The 13418-nt window shown below is 48.7% G+C and carries 15 protein-coding genes and 1 tRNA gene; 3 read left to right on the top strand and 13 right to left on the bottom strand.

What is annotated here, in order from left to right; genetic code table 11:
* Positions 1 to 80 precede the first annotated feature (80 nt).
* From rplL to I1H34_RS25115, 9 genes are all read right to left on the bottom strand, one after another.
* Entirely contained in the window at positions 81 to 464 is a 384-nt protein-coding gene (gene rplL, locus I1H34_RS25155) for a 50S ribosomal protein L7/L12 (protein WP_212663592.1), read from the bottom strand.
* 45 nt (positions 465 to 509) lie between these two features.
* Positions 510 to 1040, bottom strand: a complete 531-nt coding sequence (gene rplJ / locus I1H34_RS25150; RefSeq protein ID WP_212663591.1) for a 50S ribosomal protein L10 — start codon at positions 1038 to 1040, stop codon at positions 510 to 512.
* A gap of 252 nt (positions 1041 to 1292) precedes the next feature.
* Positions 1293 to 2003 (bottom strand): 50S ribosomal protein L1, encoded by a 711-nt coding sequence (gene rplA, locus I1H34_RS25145; RefSeq protein ID WP_212663590.1) that lies wholly within the window; start codon positions 2001 to 2003, stop codon positions 1293 to 1295.
* A gap of 90 nt (positions 2004 to 2093) precedes the next feature.
* Positions 2094 to 2519 (bottom strand): 50S ribosomal protein L11, encoded by a 426-nt coding sequence (gene rplK / locus I1H34_RS25140; protein WP_212663589.1) that lies wholly within the window; start codon positions 2517 to 2519, stop codon positions 2094 to 2096.
* 7 nt (positions 2520 to 2526) lie between these two features.
* Positions 2527 to 3147 carry a transcription termination/antitermination protein NusG gene (gene nusG / locus I1H34_RS25135; protein WP_212663588.1) on the bottom strand — a complete coding sequence of 207 codons (621 nt, stop codon included), beginning with the start codon at positions 3145 to 3147 and terminating at the stop codon, positions 2527 to 2529.
* Positions 3148 to 3153: 6 nt separating this feature from the next.
* On the bottom strand, positions 3154 to 3507 hold the full coding sequence (gene secE, locus I1H34_RS33130; RefSeq protein WP_396124528.1) for a preprotein translocase subunit SecE: 354 nt from the start codon (positions 3505 to 3507) through the stop codon (positions 3154 to 3156).
* Positions 3508 to 3714: 207 nt separating this feature from the next.
* A tRNA-Trp gene (locus I1H34_RS25125) sits at positions 3715 to 3787 on the bottom strand.
* Between the two features lie 135 nt (positions 3788 to 3922).
* Complete coding sequence (rplS, locus tag I1H34_RS25120) at positions 3923 to 4285, bottom strand: 50S ribosomal protein L19 (RefSeq protein ID WP_212663587.1); 363 nt, start codon at positions 4283 to 4285, stop codon at positions 3923 to 3925.
* Between the two features lie 114 nt (positions 4286 to 4399).
* On the bottom strand, positions 4400 to 7105 hold the full coding sequence (locus I1H34_RS25115) for an EAL domain-containing protein (RefSeq protein ID WP_212663586.1): 2706 nt from the start codon (positions 7103 to 7105) through the stop codon (positions 4400 to 4402).
* Between the two features lie 258 nt (positions 7106 to 7363).
* Between I1H34_RS25115 and I1H34_RS25110 the strand changes: the two genes are divergently transcribed.
* Together I1H34_RS25110 and I1H34_RS25105 are read left to right on the top strand one after the other, a co-directional pair.
* Positions 7364 to 8155, top strand: coding sequence for a cobalt-precorrin-6A reductase (locus I1H34_RS25110; RefSeq protein ID WP_212663585.1), 792 nt, complete (start codon positions 7364 to 7366; stop codon positions 8153 to 8155).
* A gap of 56 nt (positions 8156 to 8211) precedes the next feature.
* Positions 8212 to 9063, top strand: a complete 852-nt coding sequence (locus tag I1H34_RS25105; RefSeq protein ID WP_212663584.1) for a 2OG-Fe(II) oxygenase — start codon at positions 8212 to 8214, stop codon at positions 9061 to 9063.
* A gap of 11 nt (positions 9064 to 9074) precedes the next feature.
* Here the strand turns inward: I1H34_RS25105 and dcd are convergent, their stop codons facing one another.
* Positions 9075 to 9671 (bottom strand): dCTP deaminase, encoded by a 597-nt coding sequence (gene dcd, locus I1H34_RS25100; RefSeq protein ID WP_212666432.1) that lies wholly within the window; start codon positions 9669 to 9671, stop codon positions 9075 to 9077.
* A gap of 16 nt (positions 9672 to 9687) precedes the next feature.
* On the bottom strand, positions 9688 to 10224 hold the full coding sequence (locus tag I1H34_RS25095) for a P-loop NTPase family protein (RefSeq protein ID WP_212663583.1): 537 nt from the start codon (positions 10222 to 10224) through the stop codon (positions 9688 to 9690).
* 244 nt (positions 10225 to 10468) lie between these two features.
* Here I1H34_RS25095 and rph point away from each other — a divergent pair, with 244 nt between their 5' ends.
* Complete coding sequence (gene rph / locus I1H34_RS25090) at positions 10469 to 11188, top strand: ribonuclease PH (RefSeq protein ID WP_212663582.1); 720 nt, start codon at positions 10469 to 10471, stop codon at positions 11186 to 11188.
* On the opposite strand, the gene I1H34_RS25085 is transcribed toward rph, so the two are convergent.
* Entirely contained in the window at positions 11185 to 12534 is a 1350-nt protein-coding gene (locus I1H34_RS25085) for a UDP-N-acetylmuramoyl-tripeptide--D-alanyl-D-alanine ligase (protein WP_212663581.1), read from the bottom strand. The two genes, rph and I1H34_RS25085, sit on opposite strands and share 4 nt — an antisense overlap.
* Before the next feature lie 69 nt (positions 12535 to 12603).
* Positions 12604 to 13413 (bottom strand): HpsJ family protein, encoded by an 810-nt coding sequence (locus I1H34_RS25080; protein ID WP_212663580.1) that lies wholly within the window; start codon positions 13411 to 13413, stop codon positions 12604 to 12606.
* Between the last annotated feature and the right edge of the window lie 5 nt (positions 13414 to 13418).

Below are 13418 nucleotides of genomic sequence, written 5' to 3'. Positions count from 1 at the left end.
CTTTAATTGTGATTTGAATGGTGCAAGATACAGTTTATCCAGCCTGGTGAACCAGGCTAATGGGTAACTGCGAAAGCTGCTTACTTGAGAGCAACTTTTCCGCCTGCATCTTCCAGGCTCTTCTTGGCTTCTTCGGCGTCCTCTTTGGAAACCCCTTCTTTAATAGATTTGGGTGTAGATTCCACCATTTCTTTGGCTTCTTTCAAACCTAAGCCGGTTAGAGTACGGACGACCTTGAGAACGGCAATCTTCTTGTCGGCAGGGACTTCTTCCAAGACGACATCAAATTCAGTTTGCTCTTCAGCTTCTTCAGTAGCACCTGGTGCACCAGGTGCTGCCATCATCACACCAGCGGCAGGAGCAGCGCTCACACCAAAGGTTTCCTCAATTTGCTTGACTAGATCAGCAGCTTCTAGGAGGGTTAGGGATTTTAGCTTTTCTAGAATTTCTTCAGTTGCAGACATGGTTCACTTCCTTATATGTATTCAATGGTTTGATCGAGAATGCGGTCAGGCAGATTTATCAGAGTCTGCATGAGCGTGTAACGCCCGGGCCAGTGAAGCGGGAACCTCATTGATACCCACAGCAACTTTGGCAGTTACAGAATTGATAGCACCAGCAATTTGAGCCATCAAGACTTCTTGTGACGGGAGGTCACCGATAGCCTTGATATCCTCTTTGGAGAGGAGTTGGCCATCCATGATGCCGCCCCGAAGCTCCGTTTTCTTGGTTTCTTTTTGAAAGGCTTGGTAGGCCTTAATGGCACCACCTAAGTCATCCTTAATCAACAAAAAAGCAGAGGAATCGGATAACCAGTCTGATAAAGGCTCCCATTTTTCATCACCTTTGATGGCTCGACGCATCAAGGTGTTTTTGGTGATTTTGCACTGAGCCCCTGCAGGCCGCAGCTTATTTCGCAGCTCCGTGATTTCAGCAACAGTTAACCCTTTGTAGTCGATGACAATCGTCATGACGACATCACTTAGGTTCTCTTGCAGTCCTGCTACAATTTGCTGTTTATCTTCTAGGGTTCTACCCATCCTTCTGTTCACCTCCTTAATCGGTACATGAAAATGAAACTTATCCCCATAACAAAAGACCTTGGCTATGGGTAGGGCCAAGGTCTTTTGAGAGTGCTGACTCAAAACGTTAACAGAGTGTTTTAAGGGCAATCATTCAAAACCTCAGTAGGCCATTAAGCATTTAGCCCCTACCATCTACGGTCTTTCGATATTCAGTTGAGGGATTAATTCAAAGGCTCTATCCTTGAAAAAATTTGGGTGTTTCCAGACTTATTCAGCCAGGGTTAGGTCTCGCAGAGACGAAATATCGATTTCGATGGATGGTCCCATAGTGGCCGATACATAAAGACTTCGCCAGTACTTTCCCTTGGCACCTGAAGGACGATTCCGATCAATGGTGTCTTGCAATGCTTTGAGGTTCTCTAACAAATCTTCTGCAGAGAATGTTGCTTTGCCAAACATCACGTGAACAATGCCGGTGCGGTCTGCGCGGAACTCAAGCTTACCAGCTTTGAATTCTTCAATGGCTTGCGGCAGATCGAAGGTCACAGTTCCTGCTTTAGGAGAGGGCATTAATCCGCGAGGACCAAGAATTCGACCCACTTTGGCGACCTGGGGCATCATATCTGGGGTCGCGATCAGTAGGTCAAAATCCATCCGACCTTGCTGAATTTCAGTGATCAGCTCTTCAGAGCCAACGATATTGGCACCGGCATCCGTAGCTTCTTTGACCTTTTCTCCACGGGCGACTACAGCAATGCGAACTTCCTGACCGGTGCCTTTGGGTAAGGCAACTGTTGTCCGTAGTTGTTGATCCGTATACTTGGGGTCAATACCGAGACGAATATGTGCTTCAGCAGATTCTGAAAACTTAGCCGTGGCCGTTTTACACAGCAACTCTAGTGCTTCTAGCGGCTCATAAGCGCGTTCTGCAACTTGCTGTCTTAACTCGCGCATTCGGCGAGATTCTTTCTTAGTCATAATTTACTCCTGGGGTATTAGCGAAGCAATGGCCTCTTCCCCAAATGGGTTAACAAAGACGGGTACTAAATCATACTCCGATGCCTGGGCTTAATCAACGACAGCAACGCCCATGTTGCGGGCGGTTCCAGCCACAATATTCATGGCTGCTTCAATGTCATTGGCATTGAGGTCAGGCATTTTGGTTTGGGCAATTTCCTGCAATTGAGCCTTAGTGATTTGGCCGACTTGGGTCTGGTTGGGTTCACCTGATCCTTTCTCAATGCCAGCGGCTTTCTTGATCAGAACGGACGCTGGGGGTGTTTTGAGGATAAAGGTAAAACTGCGATCTTCGTAAACTGAAATTTCAACAGGTACGACGAGCCCAGCTTGATCAGACGTTTTGGCGTTGTATTCCTTACAGAACATCATGATGTTGACACCATGTTGTCCTAAGGCGGGTCCAATTGGGGGAGCAGGGTTGGCTTTGCCAGCTGCGATTGCCAATTTAATGATTGCTACTACTTTTTTTGCCATGGATGAATTACTCTTTTTTCACCTGATTAAATTCCAATTCTACGGGGGTATCCCGCCCAAAAATCGAAAGTAGCGCTTTGAGCTTGTTCCGCTCAAGGCTAACTTCAATTACTTCACCTTCAAAGTCTTTGAATGGACCATTGAGAACTTGAATCTTATCGCCAACAGACATATCGACTTTGACTACAGGCTCTTGTTCTTGGGCCTGGCGGAAAATTCGCTCGACTTCTGAAGGGCTGAGAGGCATCGGTTTGACATGGCCACGGCCACGACCGTACCGACGTTGTTGTTCGGCACCGACAAAGTTGATGACGTTGGGGGTGTTTTTGACCACCTGCCAGGTTTCGTCATCTAAGATCATGCGGACTAGCACATAGCCTGGAAATACTTTTTCTTCGCCCGTTAAACGGCTGCCATCTTTCCGAACTTTGATGGTGGGCGTTTGCGGGATTTCAATTTGAACAATGCGGTCTGCAACATCTAGGGTTTGCAAACGTTGTTCAAGGTTATGCTTGACCTTTTTCTCGCACCCGGAGGCAACTTGGACGGCATACCAATGCCGAATTTCGAGAGAACCTTCAGGGACTGAACTAACAGCCGGGGTTGTACTTAGGGGGTCATCAGTCATGGGTACTTATCCAAATACGAGTGTGGAAACCCACCTAAACAAGTTATCGATGAATGAGAAAATAATCGCAGAGAGAGAGACCATCAAAAACACTGCAATCGACTCACTAATCAGCTGTTGCCGATCGGGCCATACCACTTTCTCAAATTCTTCCTTAGTGCTTTGGAAAAAACTAGTAGAGCCAGCGGCACTAGAAGTTGCTGCCACAGCAGCTCGCTCTGGAGTAGAGCTAGAACTCTCTAAAGACTCTCCAGTATCAGCAGTAGTGGCAGCTATCGGTTCAGACGTCGCATCAATGTTGGATGGGGGTGACGGCTGACTATTTGCTGCGTTATTTTTTTTCTTTCTTCTTTTAGCCACTTTTGCTAATCCTTGGATGCCAACTGCTGGGTATTTATACTCCGAGCTTGCCCACTATCGAATGTAAATTGAGCTTGCCCACTCAATGGGCTGATCGCTTGTGCAGATTAGGCAATTGCATGATCAAGCGAACCTAGGGCATGAGTCTAAGAGCAATCTGATTGACTCAGCCCACGACACAGTCCATCTAAACTGATCTGAATTGAGCGCGCCTTGGAGGACTCGAACCCCCGACATCAGGTTTTGGAGACCTGCGTTCTACCAACTGAACTAAAGGCGCATAGGGCTACCTAGATGGACTGAGTAGGTTTGGGGTCTAAGGGACCTCTCTACTTTCTCAAGTTTACCTTGCTACGGTAGCACTCATGGACGATTGAGGCGGGCTGGATAATGTGTGGATAACCCTAAACTCCATCTACAGCTCTCGATCAAACCGTTGCTTGACACGAGTTGCCTTGCCGACGCGATCGCGTAAATAATACAGCTTAGCTCGGCGCACTTTACCTCGACGAACCACTTTGATAGTGGTGATGCGAGGAGAGTGAATTAGAAAAACTCGCTCTACACCGACACCCTGAAAAATTTTCCGAACGGTGATGGTCTCATTGATCCCACCATGACGCTTAGCAATGACAGTCCCTTCATAGGGTTGGGTGCGCTCTTTATTGCCTTCTCGGATTTGAACTCCGACTCGGACAGTATCGCCAACATAGATGGTTGGTAATGTTTCTTTGAAATGCTCCGCTTCAATTGAGCGAATGATCTCCTCAGCGTGCATAATTTTTCACAAAAAGTCACAAGATCTAAGGATACTCTATTTCCCGACTAATCGTCCATCATTTATGACGGTTTTTGTGATAATAGATTTATGCTGGTCAGCGATAAAGTGGGTCTAGGTCTGCATAGAAGTGGATTGACTTAACTCTGGACCAGATACTAAGGTTCGCAACATGGATTGAGGCTGATTGCGTTGGAGCCAATTCGCTTGCAAAATATCTGTTGTGCTATCCACACTCAGGGGGCGACTGAATAAATAGCCTTGGACAATTTCACAATTTAGGGACCTGAGCAGTTCTAGCTGTTCTTCATTATCGACACCCTCGGCAACCACTTTCAGATCGAGGCCTTTGCCTAAGGCAATGACTGCATTGATAATTTCTATATCCTTAGACGCAGGCTTTAAATCTTGAATAAAGGACTGATCAATCTTCAAGGTATTGAAGGGGAGTTGCTTGAGATAATTGAGGGAAGAGTAGCCGGTGCCAAAATCATCCATGGCGATGTAGACACCCAGCGCTTGCAAATTACAGAGAATGGACTTTGCAAAGTCCATATTTTTAACCGCAATGGTTTCTGTAATTTCCAGTTCGAGTTGTTGTGGATCTAAGCCAGTACTTTCTAGGACCTGAGCCACAATTTCAACTAAATTCGGTTGATAAAACTGGCGAGCGGATAGGTTGATGGCAACGGATAAAGGCGCTAATCCCATTTGGTGCCAGAGCACGGCTTGTTGACAGGCTGTTCTTAATACCCATTCTCCCAACTCCACAATTAAGCCGGTTTCTTCCGCAATTGGAATAAAAGTGGCGGGTGAGACTAAGCCCATTTCTGGATGTTCCCAGCGCACAAGGGCTTCTAGGCCGACAATCTCACCGGTACAGATATTGACCTTGGGCTGGTAGTGAAGAATAAATTCATCCCGATCTAAGGCGTGACGCAAACTGTTTTCTAGAATGAATTGCTCTTTGGCATTCATCGTTGGGTTATACAGCTGGCAAGTGCCCCGGCCCTGCTCTTTACTGCGATATAAGGCAACGTCCGCATTTTGCAGCAAAATTTCTGCTTCTTGGCCATCTTCGGGATAGATGGCAATGCCAATGCTGGTGGTGACAAACAATTCATGTCTGCGGATGACAAATGCAGCTTTTAGGGCATCCAAAATCCGATAGGCCGTGTTAATGGCGTCGTTAACGGACTCAATTTTAGGTAAGAGAACGGTAAATTCATCCCCACCCCACCGCGCGACCGTGTCTCCATCTCGCAAACAATCTTGGAGGCGGAGTGCCACTTCTTGGAGAAGCTCATCACCGATGGAGTGCCCTAACGTGTCGTTGATTAACTTGAAGCGGTCTAAGTCCATAAACATGACCGCAACACTGCCATTGTTCCGTTGGGCAGCTGCTAAGGCGATATTCAGGCGGTCGTTGAAGAGGACACGGTTGGGCAGATCAGTGAGGGCATCATGAAAGGCCTGATGGCGGATAATTTCTTCTTTGTCCTGTCGTTGTAAGGCTGCGCTAATACTGGCTGACATGGCAAATAGAATGGACTCTTCTTGCAGAGACCAGTGATATTCGCGGGTGCAATTATGCAGTTCAATAAATCCCCAAAATCGGTGATTGACAATAATTGGAACCACTAAAATCGACAAAATACTGTCTTGAGCTAAGACCTGTTGTTCGATTTCTGGCAGGTCTTGGACCAGGCTGCGAATAGTGACCTCATCCGTTAAGGCGTGATACCAACGTCTGAGATGGGGCGAGTGATAGCTTTGCTCCTGTCTATGGGGACGGTGGCGTACGGACTCTATGGATGAACGAATCCACTCAAATCGCATACTGGTACCGCTTTCACCAGTGTCTGGTAGCGTGTGGTTTTTGCAAATACAAATGCGATCGACACCAGCGGCTTCTCCTAAAATCGCCAAAGCAGTATCGATGGCGTCGTATCCGACATTTTCAAGGAGATGGGTGGTGGCTTGAGCCACACTCTGTAGCAAGCGATCGCGTTTACGAAGTTCAGCTTCGGCCAGCTTGCGCTCCGTAATATCAAAGACGCAGCAGCGAATCAGATCACTTTCGGAAATAAAGTGAATGGATTGCTCATACATCTTGTCGGCAACGGTAATTTCCCGGACCAGGATGTTGGTATCAGAGGTGTGAATGAAATTGAGCAGGCCGTTTAAGGCTGGATGTTGCATCCCCAGGAGAGGGAGTTCTGGAAAGGCGCTGACGGCGGCTGGATTGAGATAGGTGAGTTCCCCATCGAGATTAATCTCTAGCATGGGGCTGGGAGAAATTTCGGGGAAGGAGGCCAGTCGGATCAGGGGAGCTTCATCCAGGCCTTCTTCTTCTAGGGCTGAAGGTTGTTCTGGGACGACGGTAGATTGAGAGGCGGGAGGGGTGAAGAGGGCTTCGTGATCAGCGGTACGACAATATTCCTCAAATTCTGCGTCGGATTGAGGAACTACGGCAATGTATCGGGCTTTAATGTGGTTGCCAAAGGTGAGTAGATCTTGATCTTGGAGGCGGCGTGAACGACATTTAACCCCATTGATTTTAATGCCATTGGTACTGCGTTGGCCTTGTAAGTCTCCATCAATAAGCAAGAAGCCATAGTTATTCGGATCAGAGCTGGTCACCCGCAGTAATAAAGCATGCTGACGGGAGACTGCTTTTGAGTGCAGCACGATGGAATTGGTTGGATCACGCCCCAAAGAATGTGAAGATGCCTCGAGAGGCACCAACCTTAGCCCTTCTTTGTCCTCAAAAAGGAGCAAATGTCGGGCCTGTTTTTTCTGATTGATTTCCACAACCAAGTCGTACTCAAGTCTATTGAGAGTTGTAAAAAGGCTGGTAACAGCAGCGCCTTCTTTTTAAGTTTCTGCATTGATATCGACAACCTCATAACCTATTGCTAGGTTTCCCCCTTGAGGTAGAACGAATTGGTTCTTGATCTCTAGGATGCCCAGAAAAGTCTATTTAAAGTGCATTTTTCTTTAGGCATTGATTTAGCAGTCTGTTCATAGACTCAGTGTTCATTTATGTTAAAGCTAATTACTCTCAATTGACTGAAGATGCCTGCTCGAATTTGGCTAGTTGGAGGGACGACCGAAAGTGTGCAGTTAGCATCTGCGTTAGATGGTGCTGGCCTCCCTGGCGTGGTTACGGCCCTGGCTGACTCGGCTCAGGATCTGTATCCTCCGTCGTTGAGCCTAAGAATTTGTACGGGCGCTTTAACGGATCACACCTGGCAAACATTTTGCCAAGATCAAGAAATTGGCGTGATTTTGGATGCGTCTCATCCCTATGCCACGGAAATTTCCAAATTGGCCATACAGGCATCAACCCGGCTTCAGATTCCTTACTTACGATTTGAGCGGTCCTCTGGGGTTGATAATACGGCTGCACAAAATCCCTGGGTGGTGGAGGTTGATACCGTTTCGCAACTAGTGAATGGGCTATCGCTGAAGGGACAGAGGGTTTTACTAACGATTGGCAGTAAATGGCTCCCGCAATTTAAGGAATGCCAGTCCACCAGTACATTATTTGCGAGAATTTTGCCTCGTGCTCGGGCGTTTCAGGTGGCAGATGAGGCGGGATTTAGTTGCGATCGCATCATTGCTTTGCGCCCTCCTATTTCCTTTGATCTGGAAAAAGCCCTCTGGCAGCAATGGCAAATCTCGGTTGTCGTCACTAAAGCATCTGGTCAACCGGGGGGCGAGGATATTAAGCGTCGCGTGGCGCAAGCGTTGGGAGTAACCTTGATCATCATCAAGCGTCCCCTATTGACCTATCCTCAGCAGACGAGCGATATGGAAACCGCTGTGCAATTTTGCCAGGCTGCCTTACATCAGAAACCGGTTTAAGATATTGGAGGCCAGACAGCTGATGTGGGCTGCCATGATCTGAAATACGCTCAGCTATGACCACACCTTCCATTGTTAAAGTCGAATTGCTCCTCCAGGGGGGCCACCATCAAACGGTTTATCTGCAGTCTACAGACCCACTGCTACAGCGTCTGTTCCAGGCTGTTTCGGCCGCGTCTCACCCTGAACGGCCCCCAGAATTGTTCCAAATTCCGTTACAGGCTGGTCATGCTGGGCTCTGCTTTTCTAGCCAACATTTAGTGGGCTTGGTGACTGAACCCCCCATGTATATTCAGTCAGGCCTCAATCCAGTCCCGGCGGAGGTGCTCCCATCTCCCTATGTGCAGATGGATGAGTTCTTAACAACCGTTGAACATCAGGTCTTACTCCAAACAGCCATTCAGCGAGAATCTGCCTTTATACCGACCCAAACTACAACGGATACCCCTGACTATCGCCAGTCCATGATTCTGCCGAATGTGGACGGATTGGCCAATCACATCATGAAACGAATTGAACAAGTCTTGCCAGGGGTGTTGCAAGAACTCAATCTGCCGGTGTTTACAGCCTCTGAGATTGAAACGCAGCTTACGTCCCATAATGATGGCAACTTTTACAAGCTGCACAACGACAGCGGTAGTCCAGATACAGCTACTCGCGAGCTGACTTACGTTTACTACTTCTACAAGGATCCCAAACCTTTTTCAGGGGGAGAGCTACGGGTGTACGACAGTAAAATTGAGAACAACTTTTACGTTGAAGCCGATTCCTTTCAAACCGTTGATCCTCGCAATAACAGCATCGTCTTTTTTCTCAGCCGTTATATGCATGAAGTCTTGCCGGTTCATTGCCCCTCGCGCACGTTCGCTGACAGCCGCTTTACGATTAACGGTTGGATTCGGCGTTAATCAACTGGGAGTCATAATCTGGCCAGGGTGACCTGCTCATCTTGGTCTTGATATTTACCCCGACGGGTTTCATAACTGACAGTGCAGGGTTCGCCTTCAAAAAACAGCAATTGGACAATCCCTTCATTAGCATAAATCCGGCAGTCTGCGCTGGATGAGTTAGAAAACTCTAGGGTTAAATGGCCACGCCAACCTGCTTCGGCTGGGGTCAAATTGGCGATTAGACCGATACGAGCATAGGTGCTTTTGCCGATACAGATGACGGTGACATTTTCAGGCACTGCTAAACGCTCTAGGGCTACCCCTAGACCATAGGAATGAGCGGGCAAAATAAAATAACTGCCATTCTCATCGGTATGCAGGTCCGCAGGCTCTAAATTAGCGGGATTAAAGTGTTTGGGATCAACGATGGTGCCAGGAACGTGGCGGAAAACTCGAAATTCATTCGAGCTGAGCCGCAAATCATAGCCATAGGATGACAAGCCATAGCTAATGACTCGCTGAGATACCCCTGGATTTTCTTCAACTTCCCTGACCAGGTGGGACTCAAAAGGGCTAATCATGCCTTGAGCAGCCATCCTGGTGATCCAGGCATCATTTTTGATCACAGAAACCTCTTGCGGACTAAGGGCAAACGTTGCGTCGCATCTCAGTAATTTGGTCAGCGACATCCATGAGTGATGAGGGCATATTCGGCCCTGTCAAAATCATATCAATATGCCGAGGACGCTGCTCAATCAACGATAGGACTTCTGATTCGGGGATGAGATTAAGGTGGAGAGCCAAACTGAGTTCATCCAAAATGACGAGGGAATAATCCCCCTCTGCGATCGCAGTTTTCGTATGTTGCCACAGATCTTCCATGGCCTGCATTTCATCGGTCTCTAGCTCTGGTGTATCAATACAGCGAGGTAGATTGCAGCGATACCAGTCCAAGTTTTGGCAAAGGTGCATGGGGTGGTGGTGGCCCATATTGATGCCCCCTTTCAGAAATTGGACAACGAGTACCCGTGTTCCTTGCCCAGCCTCCCGGAGTGCTTGTGCCATCACCGAGGTGAAAAAGCTGCGATGCGGTGCGGTAAAGATTTTGACTAAGCCTTCGATGATGTGGCGTGATGGGGCGTCGAAGGCGCGAGGCGGCGTATCTAGCTGGGCTACCATAGTTTAGATGCTAACAACAGATGTAGCGTTCATCTGTAACTTTCCTCCATAGTCAACACCATATCTATAGGATTCGTCAACACTTTTATAGGAAGTATTAAGTTTTGAAAGAATCTTTTACTTAAGCCTGGATTTCTTTTGGGCGATGACTAGAGTATGCTGATTGGGGCTTAAATTGGCTATCCCATACTGTGTATTTGCAGGTGGAAAATGCCAGTTCCTGTGTAGTTGAGAATTAGCATACATGACTTGGCAACGTCCTGATGGCCGTCAACCGGATCAGCTCCGACCGATTCGGTTTCACCGAGAGTATACCCACTTTGCCGCTGGATCGGTACTTGCAGAATGCGGGCAGACGAAAGTTCTCTGCACGGTCTCTGTGCAGCCTGGCGTACCTAGGTTTTTAGAAGACACAGGCCAGGGTTGGTTAACCGCAGAATATCGGATGTTGCCTGGAGCGACTCCAGAACGGCAGCGCCGAGAACTGATGAAATTATCAGGACGAACCCAAGAAATTCAGCGGTTGATCGGTCGGAGCTTACGAGCAGCCCTCGATTTACAGGCTCTAGGAGAGCGCACCCTAGTGGTAGACGCCGATGTCTTACAGGCCGATGCGGGCACCCGCACCACCGCCATTACGGGTGGCTTTGTGGCTTTAGTGGATGCTGTTAATCAGTTAGTGAGCAAAGGAGAGCTATCCCAATCTCCGATTCGTCACCATGTGGCAGCGGTTTCGGTGGGCTTATTAGAAGGTCAGCCCTTTCTCGATCTTAATTACCCCGAAGATGTGGGTGCGGCAGTGGATTTGAATGTCGTGGCAACAGAGCAGTTAGAGCTGCTAGAAGTGCAAGGGACTGCCGAGGAAGGCACCTTGCCTCGTCCCCAGCTCAATCAAATGCTAGACCTCGCAGAAATTGGCATTCAACAGTTAATTGAAGCGCAACGTCAGGCTTTAGCTTCCTAACGGACTAGGCTTTGGGTGAGATGGTCAACAATTCGGTCTAGCCCAACGGAGTGAGAGGCTTTGCACAGCAGGCGATCGCCCGACTGAATATGTTGATCGAGATAGTCTATTAAGGCTTGATGCTCGGCAAACTGCTGAGTGGGGATAGTAGTGGCTCCTGCGGCTAAGGCGGTCCCTTCAGAGCCTTCATCTAAAATCAAGAGCTGATCGATATTCAGTTCTTGTACTAGGCGACCTACCTGCCGATGGAGTTCGGCGGCATAGTCCCCTAATTCCTTCATGGGTCCCAAGACGGCAATGCGCCGCTCACCCGGTGTTTGGGCAAGTAAATGGAGGGCTGCCTGCATCGATTCCAGGCCAGCATTATAGGTTTCATCTAAAACCACCACATCATTGGGCAGGGTGAGTTTGCGAGCGCGACCGGAGGGGAGTTCCAGCGATATACCTCGCTGTAGGGGCGTTAGGTCAAGGTTGAGATGCTGGGCGATGGCCAGGGCTGCTAAATAGTTCAACGCATTATGAGCCCCCGGTAGGGGCAATGGGAAGGAATGGCCCGCTACCTGTAGGGTTTGAGTCTCTAGCTGTCCTTGTAAATCGCCAGATCCAAGGCCATAGGTGACTTGAGCTCCCGACCAAACGGTTTGGGCGGTTTCAATCAGCAAGGAATTATCGGCGTTGAGAACCGCGAGACTATCTGAGGGCATCTGGGCCAATAGCTCACATTTAGCGTTAGCAATCGCTTCTCTAGACCCTAAACGACCGATATGAGCGGTGCCGACGTTGGTAATGACACCAATGGTGGGTTGGGCAATTTGAGACAGTTCTGCGATTTCTCCGGGTCCTCGCATGCCCATTTCCACAACGGCATAGTCATGATTGGGCGTTAACCCTAACAGGGTTTTGGGAACGCCAATTTCATTGTTGTAGTTGGCTTCTGTTTTCAGGACGGATCCAGCTGTGCCGAGGACAGCGGAAATCAGCTCTTTGGTGGTGGTTTTGCCGACAGACCCCGTGATGGCAATGATTGGGATTTGAAACTGCTGCCGCCACCACTGGCCCAGGCGCTGATAGGCCACGAGGGTATCTGGAACCACTAATTGAGGAATGGCTGCGTCAATGGGGTGATCGACAATGGCTGCGATGGCCCCCTGCTGTACTGCTGATTCTGCAAACCGATGACCATCAAAGTTCTCTCCCGAGAAGGCGAGAAAAATTTCATTAGATTTTAGGCTGCGGGTATCGGTATTAACGCCTTGAACCTGCTGGGAGGTTAAAGCACTAGAGATATGAAGGGGCTCTGCGGACAGAATCTCGATCAGTTGGGCAAGGGGAGCCTGCAAGGTCATGGGAGAGGATGCGTTCTAAAGACTGCTAGTCATTATCCCCTAAACCTTGCGGGCCGTCTTCTGATGGCCCTAGTTGGAAGAGTCCCGGAGGCCGGTCCAGCCGATACTGGCAAATGCGATCGCAAGTAAGATACCCCGAATCCCTGCTCGGAGACGGGTCATGGAGCGTTCTCCTTCAGCCCGCTTGATCACATCAGCTTTACGTTTTTCAGCATCGGCCAACTGTCCTGCGACTTGGGTTTGCTGTTGTTGGAGCTGCTTGACACGGGCATCCACATTTTGTTTCAGCACCTGGGGGTCTTTCTTGAGCTGGGTGAGGGCGGCCTTCTGCTGGGGCGGCATCTGGGGATTATTCAGGAGTTGATCAAGCTGAGTGGGGTCTTTACCGATGGCTTGCCATTGTTGCTCTTCTAACTTGACCTGATTGAGCTGCTGATCAATGGTGGTTTTGTTACGAGTCCATTCGGCGTCAACTTGATCGAGGGCCTTCTGAATCACATCTCCCGTTTTGGCATAGTGAAACGGAATAATCAGCAGAAACATCAGCCCTAGGAGACTGGCAAAGACAAAGGTCCAGAACTTGGGGTCTTGCCAAGCAGCCCTCAGTTCTTTGTCGTCTTGAGTGTCAGCAACGAGGGGTGGCTTGGTATATAAATGAAACCAGAAGCCTGCATAAATCAGGGATAAACCGATCAGTGGAATCACTCCGCGATCGATTAAGTCATTGAGTAGGGTCAGTTGGACTTCTGCATTGCCTAACTGGGGCGAAGTCAAGCGGACCAAAAAATCTAGAAAGAAGGTCAAGATTAGAATCAGACCCACCAAGGTCAGAACCCGGGATGAGGGCGGCAAGTTAGGGCGGTTCTCAGAGACGGTCATGAGTC

This window comes from Acaryochloris marina S15, assembly GCF_018336915.1.
Taxonomy (GTDB): Bacteria; Cyanobacteriota; Cyanobacteriia; order Thermosynechococcales; family Thermosynechococcaceae; genus Acaryochloris; species Acaryochloris marina_A.
Note: the sequence above shows the minus strand (reverse complement) of the source record. Positions and strands in the feature narration are given on the sequence as shown.

Excerpts from the sequence above, each read along its gene's own strand:
- nusG (WP_212663588.1), bottom strand. The coding sequence starts at position 3,147 with ATGACTGATGACCCCCTAAGTACAACCCCGGCTGTTAGTTCAGTCCCT.
- I1H34_RS25095 (WP_212663583.1), bottom strand. The coding sequence starts at position 10,224 with ATGGTAGCCCAGCTAGATACGCCGCCTCGCGCCTTCGACGCCCCATCA.
- rplA (WP_212663590.1), bottom strand. The coding sequence starts at position 2,003 with ATGACTAAGAAAGAATCTCGCCGAATGCGCGAGTTAAGACAGCAAGTT.
- rplK (WP_212663589.1), bottom strand. The coding sequence starts at position 2,519 with ATGGCAAAAAAAGTAGTAGCAATCATTAAATTGGCAATCGCAGCTGGC.
- rplJ (WP_212663591.1), bottom strand. The coding sequence starts at position 1,040 with ATGGGTAGAACCCTAGAAGATAAACAGCAAATTGTAGCAGGACTGCAA.
- I1H34_RS25105 (WP_212663584.1), top strand. The coding sequence starts at position 8,212 with ATGACCACACCTTCCATTGTTAAAGTCGAATTGCTCCTCCAGGGGGGC.
- rph (WP_212663582.1), top strand. The coding sequence starts at position 10,469 with ATGACTTGGCAACGTCCTGATGGCCGTCAACCGGATCAGCTCCGACCG.
- I1H34_RS25110 (WP_212663585.1), top strand. The coding sequence starts at position 7,364 with ATGCCTGCTCGAATTTGGCTAGTTGGAGGGACGACCGAAAGTGTGCAG.
- I1H34_RS25080 (WP_212663580.1), bottom strand. The coding sequence starts at position 13,413 with ATGACCGTCTCTGAGAACCGCCCTAACTTGCCGCCCTCATCCCGGGTT.
- I1H34_RS25085 (WP_212663581.1), bottom strand. The coding sequence starts at position 12,534 with ATGACCTTGCAGGCTCCCCTTGCCCAACTGATCGAGATTCTGTCCGCA.
- rplL (WP_212663592.1), bottom strand. The coding sequence starts at position 464 with ATGTCTGCAACTGAAGAAATTCTAGAAAAGCTAAAATCCCTAACCCTC.
- rplS (WP_212663587.1), bottom strand. The coding sequence starts at position 4,285 with ATGCACGCTGAGGAGATCATTCGCTCAATTGAAGCGGAGCATTTCAAA.